We start from the raw sequence: 20,864 nt of genomic DNA, 5'->3' as shown, positions 1-20,864 counted from the left end.
TACATTTTATTTCAAGGCTTGCTTGATACGTTCGATGGCTGTTTCATAAACTGCTGGCTTTGCACAGAGGCTGATCCGGATGTATTGGCTGCCCGCCGTTCCGAAGATAGCACCCGGTGTGATGAAAACATGTGCCTTATAGAGTACATCATCACAGATCTGATAAGCATCCTGGTAGGAAGATGGAATTTTTGCCCAGACGAAGAGCCCGACTTGATTCCGGTCATAGGTACATTCCAGTAGATCCATAATGGCAAACACCTTTTCCCTACGCTCTTTGTATTCGGCATTCAGCTCGCTATACCAAGAGGAATCTAAGCTCAATGCTTTCGCTGCTGCCAGTTGCAGTGGCAGGAACATGCCTGAATCCATGTTGCTTTTGAAGCGCATAATCTGCGCAATTCGGCTTTCCTTTGCAACGAGCATACCGATCCGCCAGCCTGCCATATTGGACGACTTGCTCAGTGAGTTCAGCTCAATGGCAACCTCCATGGCACCAGGAACCTCCATGATGCTCTGCGGGTTATCGTTTAAAATGAAACTATATGGATTGTCGTGACAGATTAAGATGTTGTGTCTCAATCCGAATGCGATAATTTCTTCAAATAGTGCTCGCGTTGCTAAAGCTCCAGTCGGCATATGCGGATAATTGATCCACATCAGCTTCACTCGGGAAAGATCCATTTTCTCCAGCTCCTCAAAATCCGGCAGCCAATTGTTTTCTGCAGTCAATGCATAGCTCACCGGTGTGGCACCCGTAATGGTTACCGCACTGGAATAAGCCGGATAGCCCGGATTAGGAATCAACGCCTCATCGCCTTCCTGAAGGTAGGTCATGCAGATATGCACAATACCCTCCTTGGAGCCGATCAATGGAAGGATTTCCGTGTTTGGATTTAAAGCAACGTGATAATATCGATCGTACCAATCCGCCATAGCTTGGCGAAGGGCAGGAGCGCCCTTATAGCTTTGATAACCATGGGTAGTGCCTAATGCTGCCTGCTCCTGGAGTACTTGGATAACTTCAGGATGCGGTGGCAGATCCGGACTGCCGATGCCCAGGTTGATCACTGCAGACCCGTTCCTGTTCATCTCATCGATCTCACGCAATTTCTTCGAAAAGTAATATTCTTCAGTCTGTTGAAGCCTTTTCGCTACTTCTATATCCATTGTTTTTAATTTGTCGATAAAATTATAAAAAGTTCCTCGTTTTATTCCAATTCTCTCAAACAATAAACTATCTAATTGAATATTTAATCGATTTATACTTTTTTAATAGCCCAAGTTTGATGAAAGCCTAGGGGGTGTAGCTTGGTTTTCGTGTTTTTGTTCGATCGTCAAGGGGAGGATATGCTGCGGACTTTGTTACGAACCGCAGTGTAATTATTCGTTTAAATAACTATTAAGAAAAACTAAAATAAATTTATTTTAAGAAAAATATCCTTGAATTTTATTATTCATCAACCTATTCTATTTCCGCTTGTATGGCATTGTATTCAACTAGTTATGATGAAATTAGCTATCCTTAAATTTCCTTTTTTCTCTAAATTGTTCTATTAAGACATTTAATTTTTACCGTATTGACATTTAAATTTATTAATCTATCTGAAAATTATTAATATTAATTCAAAGGAAAATATTAATTTTAGATTCAAAACAACAATATCGTATTTGACTAATAAATTAACATCGTATTTAATATTTATCATTCAGTTTTAGATTTATGAAGATTGTAGAATTATCAGGTGTAAAGGAGATTGCTCGAAGAGCTAATGTTTCAATAGCTACAGTGGATCGTGTGCTACATAATCGTACTGGAGTTGCTCAAAAGACCAAGGAGAAGATTCTTTCCATCATTAAGGACATGGATTACAAGCCCAACATTCTGGCCAAGCGTCTGGCATCCAAACGTATCTATAAGTTTGGTATCCTGATTCCTCAAGAATGTTCGGAGGCGGAGTATTGGAATGGTCCTGTTTCGGGAATTAAGGAAGCCCTATCAGAATTTGGGGATTTTGGCGTTGAGATCAGTTACCACTTCTTTGATAAAAAAGATCGGGATAGCTTTAAAAGCCAAACCGAAACCATGTTGAAGATGCAGTTGGATGGGGTGATCGTGGTGCCTGTTTTTATCGATGAGACCCGAGACTTTGCCATGCGCTGCTCGGAACGCCGCGTCCAATTTGTGTTTATTGAATCTGAAATTCCGCAGATTTCGCCTTTAAGTTATATCGGGCAGGATTATTACCAAGCGGGTAGGGTGGTAGGAAACCTGTGCCAATACCTGCTCCGTCCCGGAGATGATGTGTTGGTGCTCAATATTTCCAAAGCGCCGGATATACAGGAAAGTCTGCAGGAAAAATTAATGGGTTTTGAAGCTTTCCTGAGTGAATCGGATGTCCATTGTAAAGTCGATTCATTGGATGTCGATGCCAAGGGCATGGATGAAATTTCAAGCTTCCTGGACCATTACCTGTCAGAAAATTCCGTGAAATTGATCTATGTGACCAACTCCAGGGCGTATATGGTTGCTAAATACCTTGAAGATAGGGGATTTAAACATATCCGATTGGTCGGTAATGGATACCATGACAAAAACCTGAACTACCTGAAGAATGGCTACATTGATTTCCTGATCTGTCAGAAGCCGTTGGAGCAAGGGTACAAAGCTTTCTTGGCCCTATATGAGCATTTTATTGCCAAAAGAAAGGTGGAGCGAACCCAATATACGCCGATTGATATTGTCACTAAAGAAAATTATAAATATTACGAGAATTAAATGCAGGTAATAAAGAGAAAGAGGCGGGATGAAATAGGCATATAAACATGCTTCATCCGCCTTCTTTTATTGACATTGATTTGCAACAATTTTATACATGCAAAGGTGAAAAAAACCTTTACATACATTTTTTGCTACATTTGTAGTCTTAGTAATCTTCATGAGGACATACTTTAGACTGCTTTCATTTGCAAAGCCTATTGAGAAATATGCTATACCATACATCATCTGTACATTGATTATGGTCGTGTTCAGTACACTGAACCTAGCCTTGTTGGCACCCTTATTACACACCCTATTTAATGCTGAAGGTGCCGTTGAGCCCGTTGCGAAACCGGAAGGTTTTGACCTAATGGATTATTTCAACTATTTCGCCTATGATTTAAATGACCGCTTGGGGCCATATAAAGCCCTGCAGTATATCTGTATCGTCATTGTCGCCTCCGTATTCATCAGTAACCTTTTCCGCTACCTGTCTCAGCGGATTATGGAAAACTTACGGATCCATACGCTATTGAACCTACGAAAATCGGTTTTTAACAATGTTATGAACCTGCATCTGGGCTATTTTTCCAATCAACGGAAAGGGGATATTATCTCCAAGATCGCATCGGATGTTCAGGTGGTGCAGTTTTCCGTTACTGGAACCTTGCAGGTAGCCTTTAAAGAGCCATTGCAATTGATCGCCTATATGGTTATGTTGTTTGTCATCTCTACCAAATTGACATTATTTTCCCTTTTGGTCATTCCTGTTTCGGCGTTCTTCATTTCCAAGATCGTTAAGACCCTCAAGCAGCAGGCGCAGGAAGGGCAAAAGATCTATGCGAATATGATCACCCTGATCGAGGAAGCTTTATCGGGGATTAAAATTATAAAATCCTTCAATGCGGCGAATTTCATCAAAGGTCGTTTCGATCAAGAGAATGACAATTATGCAACCATTAACCGCCGAATGGTGCGCCGTCAGCAAATGGGGTCTCCTGTTTCCGAGCTTCTCGGTGTAGTGATGGTCGCTGTAATCCTGCTGTACGGTGGTAGTTTGGTGTTGAGTGGACAGGGTGATTTGGAAGCTTCTGCTTTTATCGCGTATATCGCCATCTTTTCTCAGGTCATGCGACCTGCAAAGGCACTGACCGATGCATTCAGCAACATCCATAACGGTATTGCCGCAGGTGAGCGTGTACTGCAACTGATCGATGAGCAGAATGAAGTGGCTGATAAACCGGATGCGAAACCAGTGACCGATTTTACGGATGCTATCACATTCAAGGATGTCAATTTTGCTTATGAGGACACCGATGTCCTAAAGGATATTGACCTTTCGATCGAGAAGGGCCAGACTGTCGCACTCGTTGGACCTTCTGGAGGCGGTAAATCAACGTTGGTAGACCTGATCCCTCGTTTTATGGACGTGACTTCAGGGTCGGTTTCGATGGACGGAACGGACGTCCGCGATTTGCAACAGGAATCCCTGCGGCAGCTAATTGGCGTCGTCAATCAAGAATCTATATTATTCAACGATACGATCTTCAACAACATCGCATTTGCGAATACCTCTGCTACTGAGGAAGAGGTGATACGTGCCGCGAAAATTGCTAATGCCCATGAATTCATCTTGGGGACCGAGCATGGTTACCAAACCAACATCGGTGACCGTGGTTCGAAACTCTCCGGAGGTCAGCGCCAGCGGATCTGTATTGCGCGCGCCGTATTGAAAAATCCACCGATCATGCTGTTGGATGAAGCAACATCAGCCTTGGATACGGAATCCGAAAGACTTGTTCAGGATTCGCTGTATAAGCTAATGGAAAATCGGACCACTGTTGTTATTGCCCACCGTTTAAGTACCATTCAGAATGCGGATAAGATTGTCGTTTTGGAGGGTGGACGCATCGTGGAAACAGGCTCGCATTTCGAATTGATCGGTAAGAATGGGTTATATAAACGCCTGATCGACATGCAACAATTTGTGGAAGCGTAAAACCGTTTCCTATAGCAATTGTGGGTTGATTTTTATACATTTGTAGGTAAGGAGTGAGAAATGGAATCAACAGAAAAATTAACGTTTTTATTAAACGATGAGAAATTATCTCCAGAGTTAAAGCGTATTGCACAGAAGGTGCTTGATGCTGAAAGGATTACGTTTGATGAAGGCGTTTACCTTTATGAACATGGAGAATTGGGATATTTGGGTGTGCTAGCAAACTATATCCGCGAGAGAAAACATGGTGACATCACTTATTTCAACAGGAACTTTCATATAGAACCCACCAACGTATGTGTGTACGACTGTAAATTCTGTTCGTATTCACGGATGATCAAACAGCGTGACGAAGGTTGGGAGATGGATGTGGATGGCATGATGGATATCGTGAAGAAATATGACGGTGAACCCGTAACGGAAGTCCATATCACAGGCGGTGTTGTTCCAAAGCAAAATTTGGAGTTCTATGCGGAATTCTTTAAGCGTTGCAAGGCACACCAACCAGATCTGCATATCAAGGGGCTAACCCCAGTAGAATATTATTACATTTTCAAGAAAGCAAAGCTTAGCCATTATGAGGGTATGAAATACCTGCAATCCTGTGGCTTGGACTCCATGCCTGGAGGCGGTGCAGAGATTTTCCATCCGGAAGTTCGGGAGAAGATCGCGCATGATAAATGTACGGCCGATCAGTGGCTGGATATCCATGAACAAGCGCATAAATTGGGCATGCATACCAATGCGACCATGTTATATGGGCATATTGAGGAGTTTTGGCATCGCGTGGACCATATGGAGCGTTTGCGCCAATTGCAGGATAAAACGGGTGGATTCCAGACGTTTATCCCCTTAAAATTCAGAAATAAAGACAACCAGATGCACGATGTGCCTGAAGTATCGGTTATTGAAGATTTAAGGAACTACGCCATTGCGCGGATTTACATGGACAACTTCCCGCATATCAAAGCCTACTGGGCGATGATTTCCAGGAATACTGCACAGATGTCCCTAAGCTTTGGCGTGGATGACATCGACGGTACATTGGACGATACAACGAAAATATACAGTATGGCAGGTGCCGAAGAGCAGAATCCGGCCATGACAACGCAGGAGTTGGTCGAGCTGATCAGAAACGTAGGCCGCCACCCGATTGAACGCGATACGTTGTACCATGTGGTGACGGATTATAAAGATGTAGTTTTTGAGGATGCCAATCCCAAGAAACAATACTATAAACTACCGGTAGTGAATTCATAAGCAGGAGAACACGTGAAGAAGACATTTTATTTTATACGCCATGGGCAAACAGATCTCAATCTGAAAGGTATTGTGCAGGGCAGGGGTGTGAACAGCCCATTGAATGAAAATGGAATCAAACAGGCTCAAGCATTTTATGAAGCGTATAAATCGGTTCCATTTGATAAGATCTACACCTCGACACTGTTGCGGACCCACCAAACCGTAGCACCCTTTCTGAAGGATGGCGTGCCGATGGAGCAATTGGTTGGTCTGGATGAGATTTCCTGGGGAATCTATGAAGGGCAGGAACAGAACGAAAATATCCTGACAGGCTTTGAAAAGGTAGTCAATTCCTGGCGCAATAATGATCTGGATCTGGCCATAGAAGAGGGGGAATCACCCAATCAGTTGGTCAGCCGGCAACGGGAAGCCATTGACTACATGATCAATCAACCGGGAGAGGAAACAGTTCTGGTGTGTATGCACGGCCGTGCACTGCGCATCTTACTCTGTCATATTACCGAAGTGCCGGTTTGCAAAATGGATGATTTTCCGCATACCAATACGGCGCTATACAAATTGGAATATGAAGATGGCCGCTTCTCCATTGTCGATCATTACAACATCAAACATCTAGAAAGTTTAGTGAATGAATAAAATTAAGGTATCTGCTGTCTCCTATACCAACACCCTGCCTTTTCTACAGGGAATACGGGCTTCAGATGTGATTAATGATATTGAGCTATCGGTTGACTATCCCAGCGAATGCGCGCGGAAAGTAATCGAGGATGAAGTGGATATGGGCGTTATTCCCGTAGCTGCTTTGACGAAACTCGAAGAATACCATATTATCGGAGATTATTGCATAGGAACAGAAGACTATGTGGATTCGGTTTTTATCTTTTCCAACAAACCGATTTCGGAAATAGATACTCTCTTATTGGATAAGCAATCCCGCACATCCAATGGTCTTGCTCGAATTTTACTGAAGCACTATTGGAAAAGAGATGTGCAGGTGCTTACGGAAGGCGAGGCAGATGCCTACGTATTGATCGGAGATCGCACCTTCGGTAAGAAAGAAGAAGTGCCGTACGTTTATGACCTTGGGCATTATTGGCGGGAATTGACAGGTTTGCCTTTTGCCTTTGCCGTTTGGGTATCCAATAAAAAACTACCTGATGCCTTTGAGGAAAAATTCAATGCTGCCCTAGCGGAAGGGGTATCCCGACCGGATGATGTGATCCCCGGACTTCCCGTATTTCCCAATTTCGATTATCATAAATATTTAAATGAAAATTTGAATTTTCACCTTACGAATGAGAAAAGGCAAGCAATAGAAAAGTACCTAGCTTGGTATGCCGAATTGGAGCAATAATTAGCTTGTATTCAAAATCATAGCAAATACTATTTCCAATTAAACTAGAGGTGTTTTTCTGAATATTGGTCTGATAAAAACATAAAGGCATCCCAAAGGATGCCTTTTATTTTTATGAAGTTTTTTGCTCTTCCTTACTGCATATAAGAAAGCAGTAACATCAACCATCCTACGATCATCAGCAATCCGCCCAGTGGTGTAATTGGACCCAGGAAGCGAAGATTAACTTTGAGCACATCTTTCAGGCTCAAAAAGTAAATACTTCCCGAAAAAAGGATAGTCCCCCAGAAGAGACCATAATAAGCCCATTTTCCATAGCTTGTGCTGAAATCCGCGTGATAGCCAATTATTAGTAAGGTAATGGCTGCATACATCTGATAACGGACGCCTACTTCAAAGGATGCCAATCGTTCCTCAGATAGGACCTTCTTTAAAGCATGTGCACCGAATGCACCTAAAACAATGGATAAAATGCCAAAAATGGCGCCTGAAATTAATGCTGCTTGATTCACTAGCGATATGTATTGATGAATTATTTTGTTGCTTTATCCACTTCGGCCATGATTTCAGCTTCTGTCGGTACGCCAGCTTTTGACCAGGCAATTTCTCCCTTTCTGTACAGGGTTAATTGCGGAATGCCGCGGACATTCAGAACCTTCATCAATTCCTTATTTTGGTCGGCGTCTAATTTGAGGACCTTAACCTTTGCAGCCTGTTCTTTTTCTATTTTTTCAATGGTGGGTTTGAGTTCCTGACATGGGACACACCAAGCTGCCGAAAAGTTGACCAATACCACATCTGCAGCGTTGATCGCCTTGTCAAAATCCTCTGTGCTCATGCCTGCCGCTTCCTTACCGCCATTGGGTTTGATTTCCGGCTTTTCCGCATTGCGCCAATCCATCATTCCTCCGGAATAATCGAAGACTTGAAAACCTTGCTGTGTAAGGTATTGGGCCGCTTGTTTGCTGCGTCCGCCACCTAGGCAATAAACATAAACAGGTTGTTCCTTATCCAAGGATTCGATTGCTTTTGCAAATGCCTCTTTTTCCTTCCAATCGATATTTGTGGAATTTGGGATATGTCCGCCCTGGTATTCTTCAGCAGTTCGAACATCAAGGATCTGCGTTTGCGGTTTGGCAATCATTTCCTCCATTTTCTTGGCATCGATCTTTTCCTGCGCCTGCACATTGAAGCATGCGGCAGTGATCAAGGCTGTAAAGAATAATTTTTTCATGTTTTCTTTCTTTAGTTTTTCAGTACAAGGGTTATCCCTTGCGTAGGTATTTCGTTAATATAACGATGGTTTGCCCTTCAATCTTGCCCTCAATCTGCTCTGTATTGTCAGGAACGAGTCGAATATTCTTAACAACAGTTCCTAATTTAGCGGATATACTGGAGCCTTTTACATCCAAGGTTTTAATCAGAACTACTGTATCACCTTCAAAAAGGCGGGTTCCATTACTATCTTGATGGAATTCAACCGTTGCTTCAGATTCATGGTCACCGGTTTTCTTGGCCCATGCCAGGGTTTCATCATCAAGGTAGAGGATGTCCAGGTTATTGGCAGCCCAAGCTTCATTGCGCAAACGGCTTAACATACGCCAAGCGACAACCTGAACGGCAGGAAATTCGGACCACATGGTGTCACTTAACACTTTCCAGTGCTCAGGATCAATCTGTTCCGTTTTTTCTAGCTGTCCTTTGCAAACAGAACAGATCAAAATACTGTTGTCTAAGGTAGGGGTTGATGTTGGGGGTACTTCGTAGATGTCGAGATTTTCTGTGGAACGGCATAGTTCACATTGATTTTCACTTCTACTTTTTAAATCGTCTAATAACATACGTTTGGAAATATTTACTGTTCCCAAAGATAATGATTTTAAATGAGGGGAATGTATTGTAGATTCGTAAACAAATTCTTGTGGCAAAGAATTTGTAGTAGAACCGAAGCAAACTAAATTAAAATAGAAATATATTTATGAAATGGCAAGGAGGCCGCCGTGGCGGCAATATCGAGGACCGCAGGGGCATGTCCGGAGGTCAGAAACTAACGTTAGGTGGAATTGGTGGTGTAATCGTACTGCTGATCAGTTATTTTATGGGTGGAGACCCTGGAGAATTGCTGAATCAGATGGGCGGTCAGCAAGCCACTGTCAATGAACAAGGGGAATATCAATCCACGCCTGAAGAGGACAAATTGATGCATTTTGCCGATGTGGTGTTGGCTAGTACGGATGATGTATGGAGCAACATTTTCCAACAGAATGGAAAATCCTATCCAAAGCCAGCTCTAGTGGTGTATACCCAGGGAACAGAAACTGGCGGTTGTGGTATGGGGCAATCCGCATTCGGACCATTCTATTGTCCAGGCGACCAAAAGGTATATCTGGATCTAAGTTTCAATAGGGAATTGTCGCAGAAATACGGTGCTAAAGGCGAATTTGCCTTGGCGTATGTTATTGCCCATGAGGTTGGCCATCACATCCAAAATATCTTTGGCGTGCTATCGCAGACCAATGCCATGCGTTCAAAAATGAGCGAGCGTGATTACAACAAAATCTCGGTCATGACTGAACTACAGGCCGATTTCTACGCTGGCGTATGGGCACATCACTTGAATGCGATGACTGATGTGGAAATTACCTACGATGATATTGTTGAAGGGATGCGTGCAGCCGCAGCGGTAGGGGATGACCATATCCAAGAGCAGGCTTACGGACAGTCCAATCCGGAATCTTTCACCCATGGTACATCCGAACAACGTATGTACTGGTTCAAGAAAGGATACGAAACGGGAGACATCAACCAAGGAAATACCTTCGAGGATCCGAGCTTGCAATAAGAAACAGGCTATTGGACGAGTAGATTGCAACCCCGTATATCGGAATTGTCGAATCGACCAAGAATTTCAAAAGACCCATCGGGATGATATTTTCCCAAATCTTGGGTCGCTATAAATGAACAGGAGTGATAATTGGCTAAATCAATGACATTTATTGCTCCTGTTTTTTTGTTGTCCAGCAGCGTCAATGGATCATTGGTGTCGCGGATCAATATCTTCATCCATTTTGGGGTATGGAATAGCCCTTCTCCATAGGAATAACCCTGAGATAGCAATTCCGTCATTCCGTATTCAGAATGGATGGCAGGTACATTAAAGCCTTTGCACAATAGATCGTGGAGTTCTTCACGGACCATTTCCTTTCGTTTGCCCTTCATGCCTCCAGTCTCCATTACGATCAACTCCGGAAAATCAATCTGATAGTTCTCGATCATATCCAACAGGGCATAGGTAACTCCAAACAATATCGTTTTTGTACCTTTCGCTTTTAAGTGGAGTAGGGCATGATAGAGCTCATCATGGTTGTACAGAAAATACCCACTTTCAGCTTGTTTGGAATGCTTGATCAGATCATCGACCATGTAGATCAGGGAAGAGCCAGAACGCTCCAAATAGGAAGGTAGCAGAGCTAACACAGCAATGTCAGCAACCGATCCATAAAACTGTTCAAAAGCTTTCCGGAAACTTTGTTCATAGAGCGCCTTATCAGCAACCAAGTGCTGACTGGTCACCATGCCCGTAGTTCCCGAAGAAGTGAAGATTACCTCTGGTGAGGAACTTTCCGTAATGATTTCCTGCGTCTTGAAAAACTGGATGGGTAAAAATGGAATATCACGATAGTGCTTAACTGATTCAGGCAATATATTCAGTAACTCCACATACATTTTGTACACAGGCACCCGTTGAACCTGCTGCTGAAAGATCTGCAATGCAATTTCATTAAATTCCTCTTCGTTCTGAATAGTAAAGATGCGATCAGCGATTTCCATTGCTGCAAATATAGGGGTTGTAATTCAGAATTCGATACCGCTTTTAACCAGATTACGAATAGTAATCGACCACCTATTTCCTCCCAGCTAATATCCCCCATAGGTCTTACTACGCAAAAAAAAATCTCCATGATTTCATATCATGGAGATTCATCAAATAATAATCAAGGTTCTTAAGTAAAAAACAACCACTTCCCACCCAATATCCCCCATAGGTCTAAATACTTAATACTACCTACTAACTACGCAAAAAAAATCTCCATGATTTCATATCATGGAGATTTTTTTTGCTAGAGCATTCCGCCACAAACCGGTAGTACCTGTCCGGTGACATAGGCCGATAAGTCGGATGCCAGGAATAGACATGCATTGGCGACGTCTTCCGGTTCTCCTGCGCGTTTCAATGGGATATTTGCTTCCCAGCCTTCCACGACTTTAGGATCCAGTACATCGGTCATTTCGGTTCGGATAAATCCTGGTGCCACGACGTTAGTACGGATATTACGAGAACCCAACTCCTTCGCTAAGGATTTTGAGAAACCGATAATTCCTGCTTTTGATGCGGCATAATTTGCCTGGCCTGCATTTCCTTGAACACCCACAACTGAACTCATATTGATGATGCTACCCTTACGGTTTTTCATCATCACCTTAGCTGCCGCTTTGGATACATTGAAAATGGATTTCAGATTCACATTGATCACATCGTCCCAGTTCTCTTCGGTCATGCGCATCAACAGACCGTCCTTGGTGATTCCGGCGTTGTTCACGACAATATCTAAAGTGCCAAAATCAGCAACAATATCATTAATAAGTTGTTCAGCTTCATTGAATTTGGAAGCGTCTGAACGGTAACCTTTTACCTTTGTTCCGAATTGTTCAAGGTCTTTTTCTAGAGCCTGTCCTTTCTCAACGGATGAAAGGTAGGTGAAAGCTACATTAGCACCTTGCTCAGCAAAGACTTCTGCAATTTTGCGACCTATACCTTTTGATGCCCCAGTGATTAAAGCTGTTTTTCCGGCTAGTAATTTCATATAGTATTTTAATTATGTTCACGAATTCTGCGTCCACAAAAGTGGAAAATAAACTGCATAATACAAAAAAACTGGCGGATTCGGGACTTTCAACGGGCTAAAAAGTCTAAAATTGGTAGAATCGAATAAGGGAATATGCTGTTATTGATAAAATCACAAATATTTGAAACGTTTCTGACAAATTTATTCGCTATAATATAAACTGAATATTAATTTTGTATTTCATTTAAAAACCATGGGTAAGAAAACAAAAAAAACGGAAGTAGACGTTGTTCTGATCGGTGGCGGTATCATGAGTGCAACGCTAGGGACGTTGATCAATGAGTTAAGTCCAGACATAAACATAGAGATAATCGAACGTTTGGATGTAGTTGCCGCAGAGAGTTCAGATGCTTGGAACAATGCCGGAACGGGTCACTCAGCCCTTTGTGAGTTGAATTACACACCTGAACAACCTGATGGGAGTGTAAAGATCGACAAGGCAATCAATATTGCAGAGCAATATGAAATCTCAAAGCAGTTCTGGTCTTACCTGGTAGAGAAAAATATCATTAAAAATCCAAGTCACTTTATCCGTCGTGTTCCCCACATGTCCGGAGTTTTTGGTGAGAAGGATGTAAAATTCTTAAAAACAAGATACGAGACCATGACCAAGGAAAATCTTTTCAAGGGCATGGAATATACTGAGGACAAGTCGATATTGGCGGAATGGGTTCCATTGATGATGGAAGGCCGTGACGGCAATGAAGCGGTTGCTGCAACCAAAATGGATATCGGTACAGATGTTAATTTTGGCGCTTTAACCAGAGACTTGATCAACTACTTGGATGGCAAGGACAATATCAAACTGTCGCTGAACCAAGAGGTCAAAGATATCGACCGTGAAGATGACGGCCGTTGGGAAGTGGAAGTGAAGGACCTGAAAACAGGAGAGAAGCGGGAGATCCTAGCGAAGTTTGTTTTCATCGGTGCTGGTGGTCACTCCTTATTGTTATTGGAAAAATCCGGAATCCCGGAGGCAAAGGGTTATGGTGGTTTCCCGGTAGGCGGGCAATGGCTACGTTGTACCAACGAGGAAATCATCAAACAGCATCATGCCAAAGTGTATGGAAAGGCTTCTGTTGGTGCTCCACCAATGTCCGTTCCGCACCTGGATACCCGTTATATTGATGGAAAACAAGCTTTATTGTTCGGACCTTACGCCGGATTCTCGACGAAGTTCCTGAAAAAAGGCTCTTATTTTGATTTGCCTGCATCCATTAAATTGTCGAATATCCGCCCGATGCTTTCTGCAGGATTGGATAACCTTCCGTTGACAAAATACTTGATCACGGAAGTCATGAAAAAACCTCAGGATAAATTGGATGCCCTGAAACAATTCATGCCGACTGCAAAAATGGAAGATTGGGAAATCGAGAAAGCAGGCCAACGTGTTCAGGTGATCAAAAAAGATCCGAAACACGGTGGTATTTTGGAATTCGGAACAGAGGTAGTATCCAGTGCCGACGGTTCCATTGCAGCACTGTTGGGCGCTTCGCCTGGTGCATCAACCTCGGTGGCCATCATGATCAACCTCTTGAAAAGATGTTTCCCTGAGCGCGCCAAATCAGAAGCTTACCGTAAGAAATTACGTGAGATGATCCCGACCTGGGGCAAAAAATTGAACGATGATGCGGAATTGTGCGAAAGCACACGGACGCGTACAACTGAAATATTGCAGTTGAATAAATAATATATACCTTACTTATGGGGTGCTGATATGTCCTGCCCAACGGCAGGACATATTTTTAGGCTGAGATTATACCCAATTCTGCATCGAGCGGAAGGAACCTGATCCAGGTAATGCTGGCGTAGGAATGATTTATTACCCTCCTGTACTTCCATAAGTTTACTATCCTATTTATGGAAGAAATTATCGATAATATTGTGCATGGTTTTCTGCAGACCTCCTGGTTGGAGCGATTTTCGGTCGTATGCGGAATTATTCAGGTGCTGCTCTCCAAGAATAATAAAGTATCCACCTATTTCTTTGGCATCTTAAGTATTCTCAGTGGTATGCTTGTTCTCTTTTCGGCCGGCCTGTATGCGGAAATCGTGCTGAACATCTATTACTTGATCATGAGCATATATGGTTGGTACTTCTGGCTCAGCAATAAAGAGGCTGCACAACAGCCCATCAGTACATCCAACCGGCGGGAATGGACGATTGTCCTTTCCATTGTTTTCGGAGGTTTCCTGCTGTTCTATTTACTGTTGAATAAATTGACGGATTCGGATGTTCCGATCTGGGATGCGTGGGTCACCTCAACAGCCTGGGCAGGTATGTGGCTGCTTGCCAAGCGGAAAATTGAAAATTGGATACTCCTGAATATCAGTAATCTATTTGCAATACCTTTATTAATCCATAAAGATCTTTATTTATTTGCTGCGTTGACAACCTTTCTGTTCATCGTGGCCATCTTTGGGTTCTTTAACTGGAAACGTATTATGAAATCACAAGAATTGAAAGGAATATGACCTTAACGAACGAACAGATTATCCAAATTCGCGAGTTGCAAGCGGCGGGTATACAACACAAAGCATTGACCCAAGCGCAACTGGATATGATTTATACGAACAATTGGTTCAACCTGTGGGTACCGCAAGATTTGCATGGGCTGGAAACGTCATTTCCCCAGGGATTGGCAGTACTGGAAGAGTTGGCCTATTGGGATGGTGGTCTTGGCTGGACCGTGACCCTGTGTTCTGGTGCAAATATGTTTGCCGGATTTATTGATCCTGAATTGGCCAAGCAGGTTTGGACTGATCCTAAGGTATGTTTAGGCGGGAGTGGGCAAGTAGGGGGCAAGGCAGTCCGTAAAGGGGATGGGTATGAAATATCGGGGATGTGGAGTTATGCCACTGGAGCACCCCATCTAACCCATTTTACATTGAATGCGGAAATTTACGATGCCGGGCAGCAGGTTTTCCAGCCAGATGGTGAACCCTTGATACGATCGTTTTTTGTACCCCGAGATCAGGTTCTAGTTCATTATGATTGGGATACATTCGGGCTGGAGTGTACGGCAAGTCATTCTTTTTCCCTGGATCAGGTGTGGGTTCCAGCATCATATGCCTTCCAATTGGATCCTTCGCACAAGCAATCTACATCCGCATTGTTCCAGATACCATTTATGCCATTTGCGGAATTGACCCTTTTGGTGAATTATATAGGCATGTTCAGAAGGTTTACGGACTTGGTGGAGAAATATTATTTTGAGAAATCTACAGATCGGAAATGGGCAGATTTACACAGTAAATCCAGGTTCAAAGAATTGGATGAAATCCAGGTGAAGCATGCCGCTTCGCGTAAGGATATTTTGCAGTTAGCCGAGTTGCTATGGACCCAAGCGAAAGCATCGGAACCAGCAATAGATTCCTCGTTGCTCAACGAGATCGCTCAGAAATCAAGAGCTATTGTCTCAGAAATCAGAAACGATACAACAGCACTCTTTCCTTTTCTGGGGATTAGGGCAGCCCAAAGGACATCCGAATTAAATATTGTCTTTCGCAATTTGTTCACGGCTAGTCAACATAGCTTATTACGGTAAGGGGTTCCGTTTCTTAAATCTACGTGTCAAAAAATAAAAGGGGCGCTGGTTGTTAACCAGATGCCCCTTTCTGCTATAGTGTATAGTTTGGTATCGTGTTCTTCGCTGCTTTACTATTATTGTGGCATCCGGGTCAATGACCGGAAGTGTGCCCAGGTCAGTCCATCCCGGGCATCCACCAAATAGAGCCCATTGTTGTCTCCTATGATGTAAAACCCCCTTTCATTATAGAAATATGGAGTAATTTTGGCTTTGGCGGCATTTATCTCCTCACTGGATGGATGCTCTTCTACAATATAGCGTTCAAAATAGACGCGACCATCATCCGTAAATTTGGTCAATTGTCGGTCCATTCCGAGAGCAATATCTCCACTTTTCATAATAAATGCGGCTAAACCATGGATGACCGGTGGCTCATCCTCAATGATGAACGTCGGAAAGATGGAGAAGAATTCAACCTCATTAATCGCCCGCATATTGGCAATATCCAATTGGTCTCGGGTGCTGAGCCCAGCATAGGAGCCCCAGCCAAAATGTGCATCATGCCCTTTGAAGTCACTGACGATTTTCAGATTATAACGCTTAGGCTTAGGTTCATTGGTGATGGTAATCCCCTCATCGAAGATTGCTGTAAATTCCGATTGCGATTGTGGTTTCAGCTTTCGAAATTCAACACCACTATCGGAGAATGGTTTCTGCAGGACAATACCGTCCTGATCAAAATAATATTTTGAAGTAAATGCTTTAAAATCTTCATTTGTTCCATAGTTGATCACAAATTCCTTTCGCAGGGTGTCTAAAGCAATATCAAAACTCTGTCCGCCCTTATTGAGATAGAAGAAGAATCTTTTCATCGAAAATATCTTGAAGAGGTCATCTTTGTTTTTCGCCATGCTGTTGTTTCGAAGTGCTTGATTCTTTTCCGGAGGACATTTGTACAGTTTTAGTTTAACACCGACACCATTTCCATCCAGGAATAGGGTGTCATTCACGATCTTATTAAACGTGTACAAGCTGTCCAGTCCCCCAGCATGATCTATGAAGTTGGCAAACGGGGAATACTTTGGGAAACTGAAAGAAGGGCTGCCGTTGTGAACGGCGAAGTTTATTTTTCCAGGTTGGTACTTGGTATACCTGATGGCATAATCTACCAGGAAGTCGATTTCATTTTCATTTTTAAAATTAATCAACCCATAATAGACACCATGGTCATTCGGGCGTTCCATGATAAATTCCCAACCGGATTGGTGAGCGGTGAGAAGGGTTTGGTAGGTTTCTAATTGTTCCTCTGCTGGAACCCATACCTTTTCAACCTCATGTTCGGTAAAAGCATTCTTATTACAGTTGCTCAGACAAAAAATCAGCAGAAGACTAATAAGTAAATTTTTCATAATGCAATTGATTTAATTGAATCTAACCCAGATATTTCCGTTTTTGGCATTGACCAGGTCATAATCTGTCGGTCCAGTCTGAAATACATAAAATCCCGCCTCATCAAACCACTGGTCATTGAATCTGCGCACAATGATGATGCCTTCAGGACCAGGATTATAGCCATATGCTTCGATATCCTTGATGTGTTTCATGATGCCTGTTTGTTCTTCAATATGGGTGAAAAACAAAGGACCAACATATCTACTCCCGGTCCTATAGACCAGGTACATGGCATCATGTCGAGTCTGGTTAACATTGGACAGGTAGAATCCACCGATAAAATCTTCCAAGCCACGAAGACCTATGGCATCATGGACGCCATCGATGGTAAACATATGCCTGGAATGGAATTGCTTAGGTATTTCACGGAATCGGGTGGGCGCCAAGCGATCGATGTATAACGGCGCATCGAGAGCAGTAATTTTTATTTCCTTGTTATTGATGACAAAGCTTCCCTGATTATTTCGGGCATCGACTTTGAAATCCGTGATTTCATTGAAGACCTCTCCAGCCAATTCAACAGGTTCCTTGAAGCGGATACCATAATCATTTGCCGTATAAATTCCCATGGTCTGCTTGAAGGTTCCACCTTCTTGGTGATAGAAAGCTATGGAATTGATATGGGGTGAAATGGTAAATGTAAAATCCGTATTATTGATCGTTACTTTTTTATGGTATTTGGGGAAATCATTGATTTCTGCCATCTTCCTGTTGAGTGCATAACTATTTCTGATGAAATTGACATCCTGCCCCAAAGAGGCGCGGATCAGCAACAGCGTACTGCCATTGTGATTGCCTTTGAGCTGGATGGTGTCTTTTGAAACCTTCATAAAAGAAAATTCAAAATCCGAATAATGCCCTTGTCCCCGGGCACCACCAAATACAAATTCATCCGGATCGGAAAGTAAATGAAGGTAGGAATAGGTGTCAAAGCTCAGGGATGGGGTCTGATCCGCAACCACGCGAAAGGAGCTTTCCATTTCTTCAACCGTATACCGTTCGTCTAAGTTGGCCGAGGTCCTTACCCTGTTGTTTTCGGTAAATACAAAGCGAAAGGTGAATCCACGCCCACCTCGTGGAAATAGATAGCCAACCCAACCACTTTCGGCCTCCGTCAACATATCCATATATTCTTCATGTACGCGGAACAACTTTTCATCGGGTCTTTCAGTTTTAATCTCCTCTTTTGTACAAGAGGAAAATAAGACCACTATAAATAGATAATATAATATATTCTTTTTCATGAGCTGATTAATTATAGGCTAAGCGCCAAATGGCATCCTGAACTTCACGTTGCAATTCCCGAAAATCAATATTGAAGGAATCCTTGAAATATTTAACGATCAAACTTTCTTTTAAGCGAAATATATGGGTGACTTCTTCATAATATTCCGCTACCCAGTTGTAGCTACCTTGACCTTCAATCAATAGATAGGCGATCGTTTCCACGAAATCCTCGGCTTCTGAAGCTTTGGCATAGGGCGTGACCAACCCTTGAGAATTGGCTGTTTCCGAATTGGTGTTATACCAAGTTGGGGTATAATGTTCGGTGCTGATTCCGCGCCATTCCTCTGGATAGTGGATGTTTTGATGAAGAATATGTGCATACTCGTGGTGGATGGTGCGGAACATGTCTTCCAGTGAACCGATATTGTCAATCAAAAAGTCATTGACGTTGTACAATACTATTTTTGTTCCACCTTCTGCCCGACCAATAATTTCTGAACCATCGCTTTCAAATTCAGGGCTACCCACCAATACGAATTTCGTCAGTGGAAACCGGCGCAAAAATTCAGACCCGCCAGCTTTCTCATAAGGTTTCATCCATACTTCTTTAAGTGCGGTTAAAACAGGGTAAATTTGATTTTCCACAGGTGGTACCAAAGTTCTGTTATGGTTTACCTCATAAGGGTTCCATTTGTACTTAATTTCGATGTTATACGGTTTTGTAAACTCATTGAAAATGAGCTTGTCAAGTTCCGTTCGTTCCCAGCGCTCACCGCCGAGTTCAAATAAAGGCTTCTCTGATAGTGCAGGTTCTTTGGCGCAGGAGCCTAAAAGAATGCACAGGAGCAACAGAAATAATGTTTTTGTTTTCATTGTTTGCTAATTTAATTACCGTGGATTCCGTTCTACACCTGACATAACTGCTTCATCAGGGATCTGGAACATGCGTAGATTACTGTTCGGGCCAAGGATATATTCTTCCGATCCATCATATAGCATATGTCGTACTGTAATTCTGTGGCGCAGGATATCCATCCAACGCAAGCCTTCAAATAAGAATTCAACGCGTTTGAAATGCAGCGCGGTACGAATGATGTTTTCCTCCAGGTTTTGGTTGCCGTAATAATTGTTGATCTTGGTGACATTCAGGTTATGGACAGCGGGTACATATTCCCGAACCTCCGTGTTGTAGATCACCTTTTTGCTGATGAAGGTATTGAGTAGTTCTATGGCAGAATCAAATTGTTGCAGCCTGGCCAGTGCTTCCACCCAATTGAGGAGGAGCTCATCTCCTGTAAATAGTGGGATCTGGTTGTAAGGAATTCCAAATGAAGCATTGACATTCGCGGTTACAAACTGTTCCCTGAATTTCGGGATATGAATCACCAGCGCATTGCCACCGAAGAAGCCATAGGTCATCTGTCCAGTGGAGATATTCCCCCGCAAAACCAATTCATAATAGATGGGATAGGTAAGCCCGAAACGATTGAATGGATAATTTCGCCCCCACGTGCTGGGCGATTCCGCCAGCAATAAATTAAACGGATGTTCAGAGGAAGAATACCATTGCTGCCTGGTGTTGTATTCCATAGTACGGTAGGCCGGGCTATTTATAGGGCGTATATAGTTGGCAATATCTCTGCCCAACGCAGCTTCAGCATGCTCCGCTGCCCGTTTGTAATCTTTCTTGAATAAAAAGAAACGGGTGGCAAAAGCATGAGCAGAGGTATTCGTGAAATGGAACTTTGGAGCTTTGTACCTGCTGTTGTCTAATAAGGGCAACCCTTCCAGCAGATCTTTTTCAATCTGATCGTATGCATATTGCAGGGTCTTGCGATCGTATTTTTTAAGGACCTCATCTTCCGGCTCCGTAACATAGGGTATTCCTGGTGTAGTAGCTGCGGTGTTAGGGTCATAGTTTGCCGCAAAAGCAATGCAGAGCATGTGGTGCGCATAAGCTCTTGCCACTAGGGCTTCGCCTTTGAGCGAGGCAGTTTCCTTGGGTTTATTCATCTTTTCGATGGCCCGGAGCGCATGATTGGCAACGCTGATGGCTTTATAGGCACCATACCAATAATGTGAAGGGCTATCCATGTCACGGCTATCCACATCGCGATAGATCCAAGGGTTGTAATTCATGATATCGCCTTCCGTTCGCCCGGTCCCCTTATCGCCCGCATTATCGGATGCAGCCTCGAAAAATGGAATGTAATTGGCCGCTGGGTAGGCTGAAGTCAACAGTTCAGCAATCTTGTCAACAGCATCTAGTTCGGTTCGTTGATCGGGAGGCGTGTCTAAAAATTTGGAACAGCCTGAGAGGCCAATGCTAATGGCCATCAATAGTAACCATGTTATTCTTTTCATGAGTTTC

Annotated in this window: 19 protein-coding genes; 9 read left to right on the top strand and 10 right to left on the bottom strand. The window is 43.1% G+C overall.

Going from position 1 to position 20,864, the window contains the following annotated elements; genetic code table 11:
- Positions 1 to 6 precede the first annotated feature (6 nt).
- The gene (locus G6N79_RS13615) at positions 7 to 1,170 is read right to left on the bottom strand and encodes a pyridoxal phosphate-dependent aminotransferase (RefSeq protein ID WP_103905208.1); all 1,164 of its coding nucleotides are present in this window, start codon (positions 1,168 to 1,170) and stop codon (positions 7 to 9) included.
- A 553-nt stretch (positions 1,171 to 1,723) separates the two neighbouring features.
- Between G6N79_RS13615 and G6N79_RS13610 the strand changes: the two genes are divergently transcribed.
- The 5 genes from G6N79_RS13610 (at position 1,724) to G6N79_RS13590 (ending at position 7,377) form a co-directional block, all read left to right on the top strand.
- A complete protein-coding gene (locus G6N79_RS13610) occupies positions 1,724 to 2,779 on the top strand; it encodes a LacI family DNA-binding transcriptional regulator (RefSeq protein WP_103905209.1) in 1,056 nt (351 codons plus the stop codon).
- A gap of 160 nt (positions 2,780 to 2,939) precedes the next feature.
- Positions 2,940 to 4,760: an ABC transporter ATP-binding protein gene (locus G6N79_RS13605; protein WP_103905210.1), complete on the top strand. Its 1,821-nt coding sequence runs from the start codon at positions 2,940 to 2,942 to the stop codon at positions 4,758 to 4,760.
- Between the two features lie 60 nt (positions 4,761 to 4,820).
- The gene (gene mqnE / locus G6N79_RS13600) at positions 4,821 to 6,020 is read left to right on the top strand and encodes an aminofutalosine synthase MqnE (protein ID WP_103905211.1); all 1,200 of its coding nucleotides are present in this window, start codon (positions 4,821 to 4,823) and stop codon (positions 6,018 to 6,020) included.
- Positions 6,021 to 6,032: 12 nt separating this feature from the next.
- A complete protein-coding gene (locus tag G6N79_RS13595) occupies positions 6,033 to 6,659 on the top strand; it encodes a histidine phosphatase family protein (protein WP_103905212.1) in 627 nt (208 codons plus the stop codon).
- Positions 6,652 to 7,377 (top strand): menaquinone biosynthetic enzyme MqnA/MqnD family protein, encoded by a 726-nt coding sequence (locus tag G6N79_RS13590; RefSeq protein ID WP_103905213.1) that lies wholly within the window; start codon positions 6,652 to 6,654, stop codon positions 7,375 to 7,377. The genes G6N79_RS13595 and G6N79_RS13590 overlap by 8 nt, the downstream gene beginning before the upstream one ends.
- A 134-nt stretch (positions 7,378 to 7,511) precedes the next feature.
- Here G6N79_RS13590 and G6N79_RS13585 read toward each other — a convergent pair whose 3' ends face one another.
- The 3 genes from G6N79_RS13585 to G6N79_RS13575 are packed head-to-tail and all read right to left on the bottom strand — an operon-like array spanning position 7,512 to position 9,218.
- Positions 7,512 to 7,889, bottom strand: a complete 378-nt coding sequence (locus G6N79_RS13585) for a DUF423 domain-containing protein (RefSeq protein ID WP_103905214.1) — start codon at positions 7,887 to 7,889, stop codon at positions 7,512 to 7,514.
- A gap of 20 nt (positions 7,890 to 7,909) precedes the next feature.
- Positions 7,910 to 8,611, bottom strand: a complete 702-nt coding sequence (locus G6N79_RS13580; RefSeq protein ID WP_103905215.1) for a thioredoxin domain-containing protein — start codon at positions 8,609 to 8,611, stop codon at positions 7,910 to 7,912.
- Between the two features lie 31 nt (positions 8,612 to 8,642).
- Positions 8,643 to 9,218, bottom strand: coding sequence for a PhnA domain-containing protein (locus tag G6N79_RS13575; RefSeq protein WP_103905216.1), 576 nt, complete (start codon positions 9,216 to 9,218; stop codon positions 8,643 to 8,645).
- A 137-nt stretch (positions 9,219 to 9,355) separates the two neighbouring features.
- On the opposite strand from G6N79_RS13575, the gene ypfJ reads away from it, so the two are divergent.
- Positions 9,356 to 10,219, top strand: a complete 864-nt coding sequence (ypfJ, locus tag G6N79_RS13570) for a KPN_02809 family neutral zinc metallopeptidase (protein ID WP_103905217.1) — start codon at positions 9,356 to 9,358, stop codon at positions 10,217 to 10,219.
- An 8-nt stretch (positions 10,220 to 10,227) separates the two neighbouring features.
- Here ypfJ and G6N79_RS13565 read toward each other — a convergent pair whose 3' ends face one another.
- Both G6N79_RS13565 and fabG read right to left on the bottom strand, forming a co-directional pair.
- Positions 10,228 to 11,208 carry an acyl transferase gene (locus G6N79_RS13565; protein ID WP_103905218.1) on the bottom strand — a complete coding sequence of 327 codons (981 nt, stop codon included), beginning with the start codon at positions 11,206 to 11,208 and terminating at the stop codon, positions 10,228 to 10,230.
- Between the two features lie 290 nt (positions 11,209 to 11,498).
- On the bottom strand, positions 11,499 to 12,242 hold the full coding sequence (fabG, locus tag G6N79_RS13560) for a 3-oxoacyl-[acyl-carrier-protein] reductase (RefSeq protein WP_103905219.1): 744 nt from the start codon (positions 12,240 to 12,242) through the stop codon (positions 11,499 to 11,501).
- 235 nt (positions 12,243 to 12,477) lie between these two features.
- Here fabG and G6N79_RS13555 point away from each other — a divergent pair, with 235 nt between their 5' ends.
- The 3 genes from G6N79_RS13555 to G6N79_RS13545 all read left to right on the top strand — a co-directional run bounded on the left by G6N79_RS13555 (position 12,478) and on the right by G6N79_RS13545 (position 15,832).
- A complete protein-coding gene (locus G6N79_RS13555) occupies positions 12,478 to 13,974 on the top strand; it encodes a malate:quinone oxidoreductase (protein ID WP_103905220.1) in 1,497 nt (498 codons plus the stop codon).
- A 170-nt stretch (positions 13,975 to 14,144) separates the two neighbouring features.
- Positions 14,145 to 14,759: a nicotinamide riboside transporter PnuC gene (pnuC, locus tag G6N79_RS13550; RefSeq protein ID WP_103905221.1), complete on the top strand. Its 615-nt coding sequence runs from the start codon at positions 14,145 to 14,147 to the stop codon at positions 14,757 to 14,759.
- Complete coding sequence (locus G6N79_RS13545; RefSeq protein ID WP_103905222.1) at positions 14,756 to 15,832, top strand: acyl-CoA dehydrogenase family protein; 1,077 nt, start codon at positions 14,756 to 14,758, stop codon at positions 15,830 to 15,832. The genes pnuC and G6N79_RS13545 overlap by 4 nt, the downstream gene beginning before the upstream one ends.
- Before the next feature lie 116 nt (positions 15,833 to 15,948).
- Here the strand turns inward: G6N79_RS13545 and G6N79_RS13540 are convergent, their stop codons facing one another.
- From G6N79_RS13540 to G6N79_RS13525, 4 genes are read right to left on the bottom strand one after another with little or no spacing between them, the layout of a single operon-like run.
- On the bottom strand, positions 15,949 to 17,223 hold the full coding sequence (locus tag G6N79_RS13540; protein ID WP_103905223.1) for a DUF4302 domain-containing protein: 1,275 nt from the start codon (positions 17,221 to 17,223) through the stop codon (positions 15,949 to 15,951).
- Between the two features lie 12 nt (positions 17,224 to 17,235).
- Positions 17,236 to 18,510: a DUF4302 domain-containing protein gene (locus G6N79_RS13535; RefSeq protein ID WP_103905224.1), complete on the bottom strand. Its 1,275-nt coding sequence runs from the start codon at positions 18,508 to 18,510 to the stop codon at positions 17,236 to 17,238.
- Positions 18,511 to 18,517: 7 nt separating this feature from the next.
- The gene (locus G6N79_RS13530; protein ID WP_103905225.1) at positions 18,518 to 19,366 is read right to left on the bottom strand and encodes a substrate import-associated zinc metallohydrolase lipoprotein; all 849 of its coding nucleotides are present in this window, start codon (positions 19,364 to 19,366) and stop codon (positions 18,518 to 18,520) included.
- Between the two features lie 15 nt (positions 19,367 to 19,381).
- Positions 19,382 to 20,857 (bottom strand): RagB/SusD family nutrient uptake outer membrane protein, encoded by a 1,476-nt coding sequence (locus G6N79_RS13525; RefSeq protein WP_160003626.1) that lies wholly within the window; start codon positions 20,855 to 20,857, stop codon positions 19,382 to 19,384.
- Positions 20,858 to 20,864: the final 7 nt, after the last annotated feature.

Origin of the sequence: Sphingobacterium lactis (assembly GCF_011046555.1) — a bacterium.
Taxonomy (GTDB): Bacteria; Bacteroidota; Bacteroidia; order Sphingobacteriales; family Sphingobacteriaceae; genus Sphingobacterium; species Sphingobacterium lactis.
This window is presented reverse-complemented; position numbering and strand designations above follow the sequence as displayed.